The 14,513-nt window shown below is 53.8% G+C and carries 14 protein-coding genes; 6 read left to right on the top strand and 8 right to left on the bottom strand.

Annotation, left to right across the window (positions count from 1 at the left end; translation table 11 throughout):
- Positions 1–186: 186 nt before the first annotated feature.
- Positions 187–1,059: an NAD(P)-dependent oxidoreductase gene (locus tag AC3Y5R_RS02565; protein WP_489920009.1), complete on the bottom strand. Its 873-nt coding sequence runs from the start codon at positions 1,057–1,059 to the stop codon at positions 187–189.
- Positions 1,060–1,274: 215 nt separating this feature from the next.
- On the opposite strand from AC3Y5R_RS02565, the gene AC3Y5R_RS02560 reads away from it, so the two are divergent.
- Positions 1,275–1,802 (top strand): flavin reductase family protein, encoded by a 528-nt coding sequence (locus AC3Y5R_RS02560; protein WP_489920161.1) that lies wholly within the window; start codon positions 1,275–1,277, stop codon positions 1,800–1,802.
- 126 nt (positions 1,803–1,928) lie between these two features.
- Here AC3Y5R_RS02560 and AC3Y5R_RS02555 read toward each other — a convergent pair whose 3' ends face one another.
- Positions 1,929–2,360, bottom strand: coding sequence for an MmyB family transcriptional regulator (locus tag AC3Y5R_RS02555; protein ID WP_489920008.1), 432 nt, complete (start codon positions 2,358–2,360; stop codon positions 1,929–1,931).
- A 145-nt stretch (positions 2,361–2,505) separates the two neighbouring features.
- On the opposite strand from AC3Y5R_RS02555, the gene AC3Y5R_RS02550 reads away from it, so the two are divergent.
- The gene (locus tag AC3Y5R_RS02550) at positions 2,506–2,814 is read left to right on the top strand and encodes a hypothetical protein (protein WP_489920007.1); all 309 of its coding nucleotides are present in this window, start codon (positions 2,506–2,508) and stop codon (positions 2,812–2,814) included.
- Positions 2,815–3,194: 380 nt separating this feature from the next.
- Positions 3,195–4,379, top strand: a complete 1,185-nt coding sequence (locus AC3Y5R_RS02545) for a sugar transporter (RefSeq protein WP_489920006.1) — start codon at positions 3,195–3,197, stop codon at positions 4,377–4,379.
- Between the two features lie 421 nt (positions 4,380–4,800).
- On the opposite strand, the gene rhaM is transcribed toward AC3Y5R_RS02545, so the two are convergent.
- From rhaM to rhaB, 4 genes are read right to left on the bottom strand one after another with little or no spacing between them, the layout of a single operon-like run.
- Positions 4,801–5,115 (bottom strand): L-rhamnose mutarotase, encoded by a 315-nt coding sequence (gene rhaM / locus AC3Y5R_RS02540; RefSeq protein WP_489920005.1) that lies wholly within the window; start codon positions 5,113–5,115, stop codon positions 4,801–4,803.
- A complete protein-coding gene (rhaD, locus tag AC3Y5R_RS02535; RefSeq protein ID WP_158781500.1) occupies positions 5,105–5,947 on the bottom strand; it encodes a rhamnulose-1-phosphate aldolase in 843 nt (280 codons plus the stop codon). The genes rhaM and rhaD overlap by 11 nt, the downstream gene beginning before the upstream one ends.
- Before the next feature lie 9 nt (positions 5,948–5,956).
- Positions 5,957–7,213, bottom strand: a complete 1,257-nt coding sequence (locus tag AC3Y5R_RS02530) for an L-rhamnose isomerase (protein WP_489920004.1) — start codon at positions 7,211–7,213, stop codon at positions 5,957–5,959.
- On the bottom strand, positions 7,210–8,682 hold the full coding sequence (rhaB, locus tag AC3Y5R_RS02525; protein WP_489920003.1) for a rhamnulokinase: 1,473 nt from the start codon (positions 8,680–8,682) through the stop codon (positions 7,210–7,212). The genes AC3Y5R_RS02530 and rhaB overlap by 4 nt, the downstream gene beginning before the upstream one ends.
- A gap of 299 nt (positions 8,683–8,981) precedes the next feature.
- On the opposite strand from rhaB, the gene rhaS reads away from it, so the two are divergent.
- Entirely contained in the window at positions 8,982–9,809 is an 828-nt protein-coding gene (rhaS, locus tag AC3Y5R_RS02520) for an HTH-type transcriptional activator RhaS (RefSeq protein WP_489920002.1), read from the top strand.
- Between the two features lie 8 nt (positions 9,810–9,817).
- Complete coding sequence (rhaR, locus tag AC3Y5R_RS02515) at positions 9,818–10,669, top strand: HTH-type transcriptional activator RhaR (protein WP_489920001.1); 852 nt, start codon at positions 9,818–9,820, stop codon at positions 10,667–10,669.
- A 34-nt stretch (positions 10,670–10,703) separates the two neighbouring features.
- Here rhaR and rhaT read toward each other — a convergent pair whose 3' ends face one another.
- Positions 10,704–11,738, bottom strand: coding sequence for an L-rhamnose/proton symporter RhaT (rhaT, locus tag AC3Y5R_RS02510; protein WP_489920000.1), 1,035 nt, complete (start codon positions 11,736–11,738; stop codon positions 10,704–10,706).
- A gap of 371 nt (positions 11,739–12,109) precedes the next feature.
- Here rhaT and aldA point away from each other — a divergent pair, with 371 nt between their 5' ends.
- Entirely contained in the window at positions 12,110–13,549 is a 1,440-nt protein-coding gene (aldA, locus tag AC3Y5R_RS02505) for an aldehyde dehydrogenase (RefSeq protein ID WP_489919999.1), read from the top strand.
- 53 nt (positions 13,550–13,602) lie between these two features.
- On the opposite strand, the gene surE is transcribed toward aldA, so the two are convergent.
- Entirely contained in the window at positions 13,603–14,493 is an 891-nt protein-coding gene (gene surE, locus AC3Y5R_RS02500; RefSeq protein WP_489919998.1) for a 5'/3'-nucleotidase SurE, read from the bottom strand.
- Positions 14,494–14,513 lie beyond the last annotated feature (20 nt).

The following is a 14,513-nucleotide window of genomic DNA, read 5'->3' as shown; positions in this document are numbered from 1 at the left end:
ATCACCGCATTTACGGTGGTCTTAAAAAGCATTAAAAATCAGTAAACTATAAAAAACAACGCCTGATTAATATAACAAATATTGTTGCACTTTAGAAGAATCCCCTTAAGCGATTACTGCTATTCCCTTTATCACGCTGAAAAATCAACAATTATGGCAGCCGGTTCGCGCCCGGCTGCCAGAAGATTACTTCGTTTTTTCACTTAAATAGCGGTAGACCACCGATAAATCTTTCTCGCCATAGCCCTTATCCACCGCATCCTGCCAGACGTCAGAGATCAGCTTAAGTCCCGGCAGTTCGCTTTCCGGTGCCGCCGCCAGCGCAAGATTGACGTCTTTTAGCGCCCAGGTCAGCTGCATCTGGGGATCGTACTGACCAGCGCTAATCATATCCAGCTTACCCTTGACGTATGGAACCGCCAGCGGGCCACCTTCCAGCACGTTCCAGAACTCTTCCGGCGAGAAGCCGAATTCTTTTGCCAACTGGGTACTTTCCGACAGCCCCTGCACCATTGAAATCAGCCAGGAGTTCACTACCAACTTCATACGTGAAGATGCACCGGCCTCCCCCAGCCACTTTATTCCTTTAGAAATTGCCGCAAAAACAGGTTCAATGGCTTTGGATTGTTCGCGATCGCCGCTCGCCAGAATCACGATCTGGGCGTTTTCAGCCGGCGCCTTGGTGCCGGACACTGGCGCATCAAGGAACACAATATCTGCCCGTTGCCCAGCGAAAGTGGCGATCAGTTTTTCAGTTGACTCCACACCGATGGTGCCCATCTGCACCACGATTGCGCCCTGCTTCAGCGAGGACTGCGCCTGTTTCAGGACGCTTTCGGTGGTAGCCGCATCGGCCAGCATGGCAATCACCACATCAGCCTGTTTCACCGCTTCTTCCGGGCTGTCGGCCAGCTGCAGTCCGGCACTTTGCAGGTCTTCGCCCCGCGTCTTAGTCCGGTTCCAGCCATAGGTTGTGAAGCCATTTTTCAACAGGTTGGCGGCAAAGGCGTGGCCCATTGCGCCCAATCCCAATACCGCTACAGAGGGACGTTGATTCATCTGGTGTCATCCTTTTGAGGGTTAACAGGGGTGGCGCTGCGGCCACCGTCAGCTCTCCAGGTTAGCGTAATCTGGCGCGAAATGCTTGATTTACCGCGCTGTTTTGCGTCAATGAATACGTTAAAAAGTATTACGGATAAGGGGATCTATAGTTTAAGGAGCAGCGGCAGACAAACATTGCCGCCTCTTATGACTGAACGGGAGGAATTGTGATGATGAAGAAAGTGGATTTTCCTGTGCACAACGTACGTCATTTTCTCGAGCCTGGCCCGGTAGTACTGATCTCCTCCGCTTCAGAAAAAGAGACGGACATCATGACGCTGGGCTGGCACACCATTCTTGAGTTTTCCCCTTCACTGGTTGGTTGCATGATTTCAGCCGGGAATCACAGCCATCAGCTGATTAGGAACAGTGGGGAGTGCGTGATTAATTTGCCGACATCCTCACTGCTGGATACGGTTGTGGCGATTGGTAACTGCAGCGGGAAACAGGTGGATAAGTTAAGCGAATTTTCTCTGACAGCCGGGAAAGCCAGTAAGGTTAAAGCCCCGCTGATTAAAGAGTGTCATGCCTGCTTTGAATGCAAACTTTATGACGATTCGCTGGTGGATAACTTCAATTTCTTCATTTTTGAAGTGGTGAAAGCCCATGTGGCCCCCTCACCCGCACAGCCTGAAACCGTGCATTACTGTGGCGACGGTGAGTTTATGCTGTCGGGTAAACACGTCAGCCGCCGCTCGTAATTTCGCCCTGAAATGCTCTGAATGCCAGAACGCCGGGAGTCAGACCTGCTGTGCAATATAGTTATCGCTCCAAATTTTCATCGCTTCCAGAGTGGGTGCCAGCGTGCATCGATTAGAACCGGGGCTTCAGCCCGGCTGTCCGCAGCCCGCCGTGATTTGACTCAACGCGGTGGCGCTGTTTTCATCATTCGGGATATAAACCAGCAGGCGATCGCCATTACGTGGCGCAGACCACCAGTTATTCTGCCTTAGCGACATCACGCCCACTTTCGGATGGAAAAAACGCTTCACCTGATTGTCGATGGCGTGGATTTCATAGCGCTGCCAGAACTGCCGGAACTCCTCAGAGGAGGTCAGCAGGCGATCCAGCATGGATTTCCAGTAAGGGTCTTCATGATTGTCCCCCATCTGTGTCCGGAACATCGCCACCATATTCGGCATCAGCGTTTCCCAGTCCAGCATCGAACGACGCCACTCCTGATTGGTAAAAGCCAGCAGGATACAGTTGCGATCCTCCTCGGCGCAAAAAAGCCCCGAGCAGTTGCCGATTACTTTCATTGACAGGAATAACATTCATTTCAGGCATAGTGCGGTCTTCGGGCAAGACGGGTAGATTTTATACCATGATAATCAAAAACTGGTACCCATTTCACAGATCGCTGATGCTATGCCTCAATCTGCTTTCTGACAAGGCTTTTACCCGATGAAAAATACTGTTGACTCCCCCACTTTAGGCCGCAGTGGTCTGCTGGTTTTGCTGGCGGGTCAGCTGTTACCGATGATCGACTTCTCGATCGTCAACGTGGCGCTGGATGCAATGCTCTCCACCGTGCAGCAGGCTGCCTTTGGTCTTGGCCCGATGCTGCTTGGTTCGGTCTACAGTCAGGTCCTGCAACACGGCAGCTATAAAGAAGCCGTACTGACCGCGCTGGTCGCCGAATGGGTGATTATGCTGGTGCTGGTTATCCGCGCCATAGCTTTACGCCGCAGCGTTCAGGTACAGCCAGGCTGACAGAGACCGTTGAGCCGGATTCTGACCGGTAAGCAACACCATACTAAAGCCCGGAAGCGCAGTCCGCCTGCCTGCCGGGCTTTTTGCTTATCAGGAGCTGTTGCAAACGGCTGTTAAAACTTTTATTGACGCTGTCATCGCCAATATTGGCGAAATAACGCCATTAAATAATTCTGAATCGCGGTAATTTTCCCGTTTTAACTGGAACAACCACGTTGACTGACTATACTGAACGGCCCTCAGGGGATTAAAGGATCTGATTTACAAAAAAAAATGTTTTTTTAGATGTCATCTGTCACCTAAATAAAACACAATATGCGCTCTTTTTCTGATTTCGCCTGGCGCGAAATTAACTTAATACCAACAAGTCGTTAACTTCCATGCAATCATCTACCGTCTCACGCAAAACCGCATGGCTACGTGTCATCATGTTAGCCATTGCCGCGTTTATTTTTAATACCACCGAATTTGCGCCGGTTGGTCTGCTGTCTGATATTGCCGCCAGCTTCTCCATGAATACGGCGCAGGTCGGGCTGATGCTGACCATCTACGCTTGGGTGGTGGCCCTGCTGTCGCTGCCGATGATGCTGCTGACCCGCCGGGTTGAGCGGCGTTTTCTACTGATTGCTATTTTCCTGCTGTTTATCGCCAGTCATGCGCTCTCCACTTTTGCCTGGAGTTTCAATACCCTGGTGGTCTCGAGGATTGGCATCGCCCTGTCGCATGCGATCTTCTGGTCAATCACCGCCTCTCTGGCGATCCGTGTGGCACCGGCCGGTAAAAAAACTCAGGCGCTGAGTATGCTGGCAACCGGTACCGCGCTGGCGATGGTGCTGGGCTTACCGATTGGCCGTCTGATTGGGCAGTATCTGGGCTGGAGGATCACTTTTGGCGTGATTGGCATGGTGGCGCTGATCACCATGCTGTGCCTGGCGAAATTATTGCCGAAGCTGCCAAGTGAACATACCGGATCGCTTTCCAGCGTGCCGATGTTATTTAAGCGCCCCGCTCTGGTTTCGCTTTATTTGCTGATTGCGATGGTGGTTACTGCACATTATACCGCTTACAGCTATATAGAGCCGTTTATTCAGAGCGTCGCTTCAATGGGTGATAATTTCACTACCTTCCTGCTGCTGATATTTGGAGCTGCCGGAATTGTCGGCAGTATCCTGTTCAGCTCACTGGGGAATAAATACCCGGCAACATTTTTACTGGGTGCAATAGCGCTGATTTCACTGTGTATGTTGGGGCTATATCTCGCGGCGACTCACAGCGTGGCAATTTCAACGCTGTGTATTATCTGGGGCATGTCGATGATGATTATTGGCCTCGCGGTTCAGGTGCGCGTGCTGGCGCTGGCGCCGGATGCCACAGATGTGGCAATGTCGCTGCTGTCGGGTATTTATAACATCGGGATCGGTGGCGGCGCGCTGCTGGGAAATCAGGTCAGTTTGCATCTGGATATGGCCAATATTGGCTATGTGGGAGGGACCATCGGTCTGGTCTCACTGGCGTGGTGCGCCTGGAGTATGAAGCGCTATCCGCAGCTTCGCATTAACGGTTGATCTTCACAGCGATCAACCGTCGCTCCTCAAAATAATCCCCGAATAATGCCCGGGGATTATTCCAATCCACATATTCAATCTTCAAAGCGCGGAAGAGGTTCAATTTGCTCTGGCAATTGTGGTCCACCTTCCACTTAATAAAGTTGGATTGGTACTAACATATTCCAGCCCATCATTAGTATCATGAGCCGCAACAAGATCGGTAAGTGTGTGAAGTTTCATATAAAGCCCTCTTTAATAAATACGTCAAAAACAGTGACGCAAATAGCGTAAGCCCCAACTGAAAACCTCACAATTTCAATTAATGACAGTCAACGTGCGAAAATTGGCAGGACATGTCTGTCCCTGGCCTGATTAAAAAAAGCCTGATAACAATTATCAGGCTTTCAGTCAGGACGGTTGCGTTAACCGGGAGAGTTGTTTACTCCAGATAAAACACCGAAGGCAGCTCAGCGCTTATCGGGCTGCAGTCGGCATTCGACGGCATCAGCTCACACATCGAGCGCCACCAGCGTTGGCACACTTCCGTCTGCGCCACGGCATTCCAGCGTTCTTCTGACTCAATATCCACCACCGCAAAAAGCAGATTACGGGAAGCATCAAGAAAAATGCTGTAGTGATGCGCGCCGTGATTTTTCAGCGTCTGAGCCAGTGCGGGCCAGATGGGATTGTGCCGCTGCTGGTATTCCTGATGCTTATCGGGATGTACCTGCATCACGAACGCTTTACGCAACATGAGGATGCCTTGCGTCCAGCGCCGCCTGCCAGGGTTTCACGCTGAAGCGTTCACCCAACGCAATCAGTTCCTGGGTCGTGATGCTCTGCTTCATGCCGCCCATCGACAGCACTTTAACCACCACCTCAGATGATTTTTCGGCGGTATCAATCAGGCCGAAAGTCTCATCCAGCGTCGGTCCCGCGCCGAAGATGCCGTGGAACGGCCACATCACCAGACTGTGCGAAGCCATCTGTTCTGCAGTGGCATCACCAATGCCGTCAGTGCCCGGTACCATCCACGGTACAATCCCCACGCCGTCCGGGAACACCACCAGACACTCGGTGCTGCCTTCCCATAACAGGCGGGTGAAACTCGCAGAATCCAGATCCACCACGTAGCTCAGCGACATAAAGTTAGTGGCATGGCAGTGCATAATGACGCGGTCCGCACCGTTGCTGACCTTCATGCGCACGCTGTGCGACTGGAAGTGCGAAGCCAGTTCAGATGTCGGCAGGCCGCCGTTGGTCAGGCCCCAGTAAATGCTGTAGGCGCGGCCATCCTCACTAACCCGAAGCAGTACCAGGCTGTCAGCAGGATCGAGCTGAACGTTACGAAAAAATTTGCCTGAACCGGTAACCAGGAACCAGCAGTTAGCCAGCCCCGGCGCAGGTTGGGTAAGCTCAACGGTTCTCGGCTCACGATAGAAATCCTGTGCGAAAGGTTTTACCTCTTCATCCAGCAGGCGCAGACTGACGTTACCCCCGTTGCGCTCGTCCCATCCCTTAAGCCACATGTCGCTGGTAGCTTTGACCATCCCCTGGACAAACCATGAAGTCTGAATGTGTTGCATGTTGCACCCTTAACGTTTGCTGAGAATTTGTTGTTCGTAATGACGGACGTCGCCGATCCAGCTGGCATCGGCCGCGACGTTGTTACGCTGGCAATATGCCTCCCACACAGCCTGCCACGGCAAACATTTCAGCTCTTCCAGCAGCGCAAGGCGTGAGGTGTAATCCCCTTCCAGCTCCAGTTTTTTCAGCTGGTCAACCGGCTCCAGCAGCGCACGCAGCAGGGCTTTTTTCGCATTGCGCGTGCCGATAACCCAGGCGGCGATGCGGTTGATTGAGGCATCAAAGAAGTCCAGACCGATATGCACTTTATCGAACAGCTTCTGACGGACGATTTCGCTGGCAATGGCCTGAGTTTCGTCGTCCAACAGCACCACGTGATCGCTGTCCCAGCGTACCGGGCGGCTGACATGCAGCAGCAGGCGCGGCACATAGAGCATCGCAGTGGAGATTTTGTCGGAGATCACTTCTGTCGGATGGAAGTGACCGGCATCCAGCGTCAGTGCGGTCTGGCGGCTGCTGGCGTAACCCAGGCAGAATTCGTTAGAGCCGACGGTATAGCTCTCGGCACCGATGCCGAACAGCTTGCTTTCCACCGCATCGATATGCAGAGACGGGCTGAATTTCTCGCTGATCACTTCATCCAGAGCGGTCATCAGGCGCTGGCGAGGAGCAAAGCGGTCCACGGTCAAATCTTTCATGCCGTCCGGCACCCAGATGTTCATCACTGACGGCGTGCCCAGTTGCTCACCAAACGAAGCAGAGATCCGGCGGCTGGCTTTACAGTGCTCGATCCAGAACTGGCGTACCTCTTTATTGGCACTGGACAGGGTGAATCCACTTTCACTCATCGGATGGGAGAAGCAGGATGGGTTGAAATCCAGCCCCAGCTTGTTGGCTTTCGCCCATTCCACCCAGTGGGCAAAGTGTTTTGGCTGGATATCGGTACGCTCCACCGGCGTATCGCTCTCCAGGTAGATCGCATGCAGATTCAATCTTTTCGGGCCTGGGATCAGCGACATCGCTTTATCCAGATCGGCACGCAGCTCCACGGCATTGCGGGCTTTGCCCGGATAATTACCGGTGGCCTGAATGCCGCCGGTCAGCGCTCCCTGCGGATTTTCGAAACCACGAACGTCATCACCCTGCCAGCAGTGCATGGAAATGGGCATCTTATCCAGCTGGGCCATTGCGGCGTTAACATCAATGCCGATCTCGGCAAAACGCTGTTTAGCCAGTTCAAAGGCCTGATCGATTGCTCGGGTCATATACATAGCTCCTTAGCCGTGTGTGTCAGTGACTGGAAAAGTGGCCAACTGCGGCGGTATACGTCACTGGCTTGTGGGTTATAAGTTTGTAAGAGGAAATTCTGTGCAACGATCTGACGAAAGTGCGACACGTCCCGCACATCGCCGCAGGCGATCAGCTGGCTGCCGATATTGCCCAGCGTGGAGGCCTCAACCGGGCCGGCGATAACCGGAATGCCGCAGACATCAGCACAAAGCTGGTTCAACAGCGGGTTCTGACAACCACCGCCAACAATATGCAACTGACTGAAGGTGTCGCCGCGAACCTGTTCCAGTTCTTCCAGCACCTGACGGTAATACAGCGCCAGACTGTCGAAAATACAGCGGGCCAGCGAGGCAGCGGTTGCAGGCAGCGGCATACCCTGTTCCATGCAGGCATCCTGAATTTCACGCACCATGCTGGCGGGGTTAATAAAGCGGTCATCGTTCGGGTTGACCAGCGAACGGCATGCTGGCTGGCCTTCTGCCTCTTTCACCAGTCCACACAGATCTTCGATCTGAAGCTCGTTGCAGACGCGCTGCAGCAGCCAAAGTCCCATGATGTTTTTCAGCACACGATAGCGCCCTTCTGCACCGCCTTCATTGGTGATATTGGCCGCTAGCGCCGCTTTGCCGTTGCAGGGTTCAGGGCTTTCAAAACCCATTAATGACCAGGTACCGGAGCTGAGCCAGGCGGCATTATTCCCTGGCACTGGTGCGGCAAGTACAGCACTGGCAGTGTCGTGAGTCGCCACCGCGATCACCGGTACGGATTGTCCTGAAGCCGTCTGCCAGTGACCCACTTTACGGCCAGGCTGAGAAGGCTTGCCGAACCAGTCCGGATTAGCACCGGTCCATTTCAGCAAATCAGCATCCCATACGCCGCTGTGGATGTTCAGTAACTGAGTCGTAGTAGCGTTGGTGTATTCCCAGTTCAGCTCACCGGTAAGCCGGTAATGGAAATAATCCGGGATCAACAGCGCGTGCTGCACGTCATCCAGCCATTCGGCTTTGCTCTCGCACAGCGCTCTTAGCTGGTAAAGAGTGTTAAATGGCAGGAACTGGATGCCCGTATGATGATAGATATTCTCACGACCCAGCTCCCGGCAGGCGCGGTTCAGCACGCCATGGGTGCGATCGTCACGGTAAGCAACCGGCAGACCAATGCGCTGACCTTCCTTATCCAGCAGCACGTAATCCACGCCCCAGGTATCAATCCCGATGCTGTCGGCCACAATACCCTGCGGCTCCAGCTTGTTAAGTGAGCTGACGATAAACGCTTCAAGCGCATCCACATCCCAGCACTGGTGATTGTCCACGGTGACCAGACTGTTTTTACTGCGGGCAACTTCTTCCAGTTGCAGTTTCCCGCTGGCGGCATTAAAGCGGGCCAGCATCACACGGCCGCTGGATGCCCCCAGGTCAATGGCAACACAATTTCTCATGCTCATGGCATTGGCTTCCTGTCAGTTCAATGCCTTCAGTCTAAAAGCCAGCAAATTTAGTACCTTCCCGCCACTGCCAGACGCTGCAACGGCCTGGCAGCACGGCAAAGGTGAACGTGAATCAGCTCACATTTTCATTTTTGCCTGCCGCCGGAACCGGATGTGACACGACACACAATTCTGCATTTCCGCCTGCCCGTTCTTGAAAAATCAGCTTCCGGGCTGGCTTTTCCTGTCGAAAATTCAAGGTGAAGGGTCAGGACCAGGCAGTAGACTGCGTCGACAGTGACTAACGAGGACAGATCATGACCGTGTTACATAGCGTGGATTTCTTCCCCGGTGGTGGGTTGCCGGTGGCGATTGAACCCCGAGCTCCGCAGGGTGCTTTTCCTGAGCATCATCACGATGATTTTCATGAAATAGTGATTGTCGAACAGGGGGCTGGCATTCATGTCTTTAACGGTGAACCTAAGCCATTGTGTGGCGGCTGCGTTTGCTTCGTCCGCGATCACGACCGCCACCTTTATGAGAAAACCGATCAATTGATCCTGACCAACGTGCTTTATCGCGGGCCGGAAGCCTTTCGCTTCATCACCGGTTTTCAACATTTGCTGCCGCAGGAGTGCGATGGCAATTACCCTTCCCACTGGCGCATCAGTAATAAAGTGCTGGAACAGGCAAAACAGCTGATTAACCAGCTGGAAAAGCCCAACGCGCCAATAACTCTGGAAAGCCATGCGGAACAGGAGATGCGTTTTATGCAACTGCTGGTGATGCTGCGTCGGGGTTGCAGCGAGCAGCCGGGCGATGACCAGAACGGCCGGATGTGCAGCCTGCTCGACTGGCTGGCCGACCATTACAGCGAGGAAGTGGACTGGGAAGAGCTGGCAGAGAAGTTTGCACTTTCCCTGCGCACGCTACACCGTCAGCTTAAGCAACAGACCGGTAGTACACCGCAACGTTACCTTAACCGTCTGCGCCTGTTGCAGGCCAGGCATCTGCTGCGCCACAGTGAAACACGCATCACCGATATCGCATTTCAGTGCGGATTTGGTGACAGCAATCACTTTTCCACACTCTTTAAACGCGAGTTCGGCACTTCTCCGCGTACCATCAGGCAAAATGACCTGTGAGGTGAAACGTGAGCGTGCCCCTTCGTCTGGCGAAAGCCGACTATTTTCCTTCAGAGCTGATGCCGGTGGCGGTTGCTGACCGCACCCCTCAGCCCTCTTTTCCCCCACATATTCATGAATTCAGTGAGCTGGTGATCGTCTGGCGTGGCAACGGGATGCATTTGATGAACGACCGGCCGTGGCTGATCACCTGCGGCGATCTCTTCTATGTTTGCCCTGATGACTGCCACAGCTACGAATCGGTCAATGAGCTGGTGCTCGATAACATCATCTACTGCCCTGATCGGTTTCGCCTTGGCCTGAACTGGTCACAATTTCTGCCGCAGGATGAGGCTGCCTGGCGGCTGACCATAAGGGGAATGGCGCTGGCACGCGGCGTGATCCAGCAGCTGTCACAGGAGAGCCGCAAGAGCGATCTGCTTTCCCGCCAGCTGACCGAGGCATTGTTCCTGCAACTGCTGTTGATTCTGCAGCGCCACCGCTACAAAGCAGACTGCGCCTGGCAGCTTCCTGAAGGAGAGCAGCTGGATCTGCTGATGTCCGCCATTCAGGGACAGATTGCCACCCACTTTGATCTGGCCGCTTTCTGCCAGCAGCATCAACTTTCGGAGCGTGCGCTGAAACAGCTGTTCCGCCAGCAGACTGGTATGATGCCCTCGCAGTACATTCGTCAGCTGCAACTGTGCAAGGCCAAGTTTATGCTACGCAGCAGCGACTGTCTGATCGGCGAAGTGGCTGCCAGCAGCGGCTTTGATGACAGCAATTATTTTTCGGTGGTGTTCACGAGGGAGACGGGCATGACGCCCAGTGCCTTCCGGCAGCAGTTCGAGCATCCCGGGATGCGGGTTAAAGTAAATTGATCGGACGCCACTTTGCGGTGGCGTCTGACAACGATCAGTTCATCATTCCCATGCCGACGATATTGGCGGCGATGATAATCACAAAGCAGCCTCCGCACAGCACGCTGACCGGACGACGTCCAACGTTTTTCCACTCTTTCAGTACCAGCCCTACCAGACCACCACACAGCACATAGAAACTCATGTGCAGCATCCAGCTGATAAAGTCGTACTGCACCGGGATGCGCGCGTGGCCCCAGGCGTAGAAGAAGAACTGCAGATACCACATGGTTCCGCCCAGCAGCGACAACAGCACATTAGAAATCAACAGTGATTTCGCTACCGAGAAGTCGCTTTTCACCGACAGGCTGGATTTGGTGGCAAGACGGATAAAGCAGAAACCAAGATTTACCACCGCACCGCCGCCCATGATAATGACGTAGCTTGGCAGCGCGGTATACAGCGGATCGATACCTGATGCCGCAGCCGCATCATGCATCGGTTTCGCGGCGTTCATGGCAAAGGACATCCCTGCGGAGAAGACGCCACACATCACCGCCAGCAGCAGCCCTTTCTTCAGGTTGAACTCTTCAGCGGTGATCCCCATCGCCCGCTCTTTCAGCAGGCCCGCACGGGAAACAATCGCCACTCCAGCCAGCGCGACCAGCACACCCAGCAGCGTCAGCCTGCCGCCTTCTGAGCTGAACAGTTCGACAAAACGTCCCTGTAACAGCGGAGTCATCAGCGTGCCCACCACTAAGGTGATCCCGATGGCGATACCAATCCCCATCGACATGCCGAGATAGCGCATGGTCAGTCCATAGTTGATGTTACCCACGCCCCACATCGCACCGAACAGGAAGACCGGCAACAGCTGCGAGAGGGAAAAGGAGCTGTAGTAGCCCCAGAAATTCGGCAACAGCACGGCGCTGACGGCCCAGGGCAGAATGATCCATGACATGATGCCACCTACTGACCACATGGTTTCCCATGACCAGTGGCGGACTTTTTTGAACGGGGCATAAAAGCAAGCGGCACTTGCGGCGCCTACCAGATGCCAGAGGATGCCTGACACGATAGCTTGACTCATTATTCTCTTCCTTCGTAGGAGGGTAAGTTTCCCGGTAGGTTGCAGTCTACGAAGGAACGTTCGGGTGCCACCTTAGGCTGACTGCCCGGCACCCGGCAAAAATGGCAAAATCCAGCGCCTGCCGCCGACAGCGATCACAAATACGGTTACTGGTGACTTTTACTGTAAAGAAGCGTAAATCATCCTAATCATCTAATTTAACTCAGAAAAATCCTGTTTTCTTCGTCCTGCTTCACACCTTTTCTTTTTTGCCATCTTCTGCGGACGTCTGGCAGCCACAGAAAGGCGGCTCTTTTGCCGCTCCGGCACTATGCTTTTTATGCAACAACCCATTAACCACACTATAAAAAATCGTTTACGGAGAATTTGCCATGTCCCTGCGCCAACATCGTCTGTACATTAACGGTCAGTTTGTCGAAAACCGTAGTGGTCGCTGGATTGATGTGATTAATCCGGCCACTGAAGAGACCCTCTCGCAGATCCCTGAAGGCGGCCGGGAAGATGCCGACCGCGCCATCGAGGCTGCTTCCGCTGCTCAGGCCGGATGGGAAGCTCTGTCAGCCATCGAGCGCGGTAACTGGCTGCGGAAAATTGCCGCTGGCGTGCGTCGTCGCGAAGCGGAAATCACCGCCACTATTGTTGCCGAAGGCGGAAAAACTCAGCAGCTGGCGCAAACCGAGGTGCTGTTTACCGCCGATTACCTCGATTACATGGCCGAATGGGCGCGTCGTTACGAGGGTGAAATCGTCCAGAGTGACCGCGCCAATGAAACCATCATGGTATTCAAAAAAGCCATTGGGGTGACGACCGGCATTCTGCCGTGGAACTTCCCTTTCTTCCTGATTGCCCGCAAAGCCGCGCCAGCGCTGATCACCGGCAACACCATCGTCATTAAACCCAGCGAACTGACGCCAAACAATGCGATCCTGTTTGCGGAGATTGTTGATGAAGTCGGCCTGCCTGTCGGGGTGTTCAACCTTGTCACCGGCTATGGCCCGGAAGTGGGCCAGGCGCTGGCCGCCAATCCTAAAGTTGGTATGGTCAGCCTGACCGGCAGCGTCAATGCCGGGATCGCCACTCTGCAGGCCGCCGCGAAAAACGTCACCAAAGTGTCGCTGGAGCTGGGCGGCAAAGCGCCTGCCATTGTGATGAACGATGCCAACCTCGATCTGGCGGTAAAAGCGATTGTTGATTCACGGATGATCAACACCGGGCAGGTCTGTAATTGTGCAGAACGCCTCTACGTGCAGGAAGGTGTGTATGACGAGGTGGTAAAACGCCTGACCGCAGCATTTAAAGAAGTGACCAGCGGCGATACGGCGAAAGAAAATAACGTGACGATGGGTCCGCTGATATCTGCCGATGCCCTGAAGCGCGTGGAGCAGAAAGTGGCTCACGCCGTGGAACAAGGGGCGAAAGTGGTGACGGGCGGTAAGCGTAAAGGCGACCGTGGCTTCTTCTTTGAACCCACCCTGCTGACCAACGTGCGGCAGGAAATGGCTATCGTGCAGGAAGAGACTTTCGGTCCGGTGCTGCCGGTGATTGCTTTCAAAACCCTGGACGAAGCAATCGCGCTGGCGAATGACAGCGAGTACGGCCTGACTTCCTCAATTTTTACCGAGAACCTGAACACCACCATGCAGGCGCTGAAACAGCTGAAGTTCGGCGAAACCTACGTTAACCGCGAAAACTTCGAAGCGATGCAGGGCTTCCATGCTGGCTGGCGGAAATCTGGCATCGGCGGCGCGGATGGCCGTCACGGGCTGGAAGAGTATCTGCAGACCCATGTGGCTTATTTGCAGGCTCACTAAAAGCCGAAAAACAAGGCCGGAAATTCCGGCCTTAATCATTTCAGTCATCAGGATTAATTCGATAGCGGCCCGTTCCCCAACCGCTGCTGATATTCTCCCGTCAGTTGAGCTGCATTCCAGTCCCCATCAAAAATTGAATAAACAATATAGCCTTTATTCAGCCACCCGGTATCCGTGTCAGCCTGGCTGGGCTGCAATACCGCCTGATTCATAATCTGTTGAGCCTTGCCATCAGGCAGCAATTTATAATGATGCTGTGGCGTCGGATAACGTTCATTATCACTATATTTCACGCCCTTTATTTCCACTTCAGGTAAAGGCGGGTAGTTAATACTCAGGCCCGAACCTTCAGGTAATAAAGATTTCCCCGGCTGCCAGTCATACGCCAATTTACCTACCATGGTCACCACGTAATCTATTGCATCCGGCCAGTATTTTTTAGTGCTCGGCCAGCCGCTGCGCATCTCTTCTTCAGTCAGGTTATACCCAATGCTGGCAGCAATGGACGGATAGCCATAGCGGACAGCCCTGACCGCCGCTCCCAGCGTACCGGAATTCAGTTGGGCAACGCCGGTGTTCGGGCCATCGTTAACCCCTGAAATGACCAGGTCCGGTGGCGAGTCCTTCATCACGCCCAGCAGACCGAAGTCCACAGAATCCGCTGGAGTGCCGGGAAAACACCATGTTTTTTCTGCAACTTTTTCCACATCAAAAATTTTATTGGGTTTAAAAGTGATGGCCGACCCGATGCCGCTTTGATTAGTGGCAGGCCCCACCAGCCAGACGTCATAGCCTTTTGCCGCCAGCTTACTCTGCAGTTGGGTGATGCCCGGCGAGTGGCAACCATCATCGTTCACCAGCAAAATGCGTAATGGTCGATCTGCTGCCTGTGCGGTCATTATGCTGCCGAGCAGGATCCCTGTGGTCAGTAAAATTTTTTTCATTGTGATCTCCATAATTAATC

The sequence above is a fragment of the Erwinia sp. 009765445 genome, assembly GCF_058137865.1.
The sequence above is the reverse complement of the archived record's forward strand: the minus strand, read 5'-3'. Positions and strand labels throughout refer to the sequence as shown.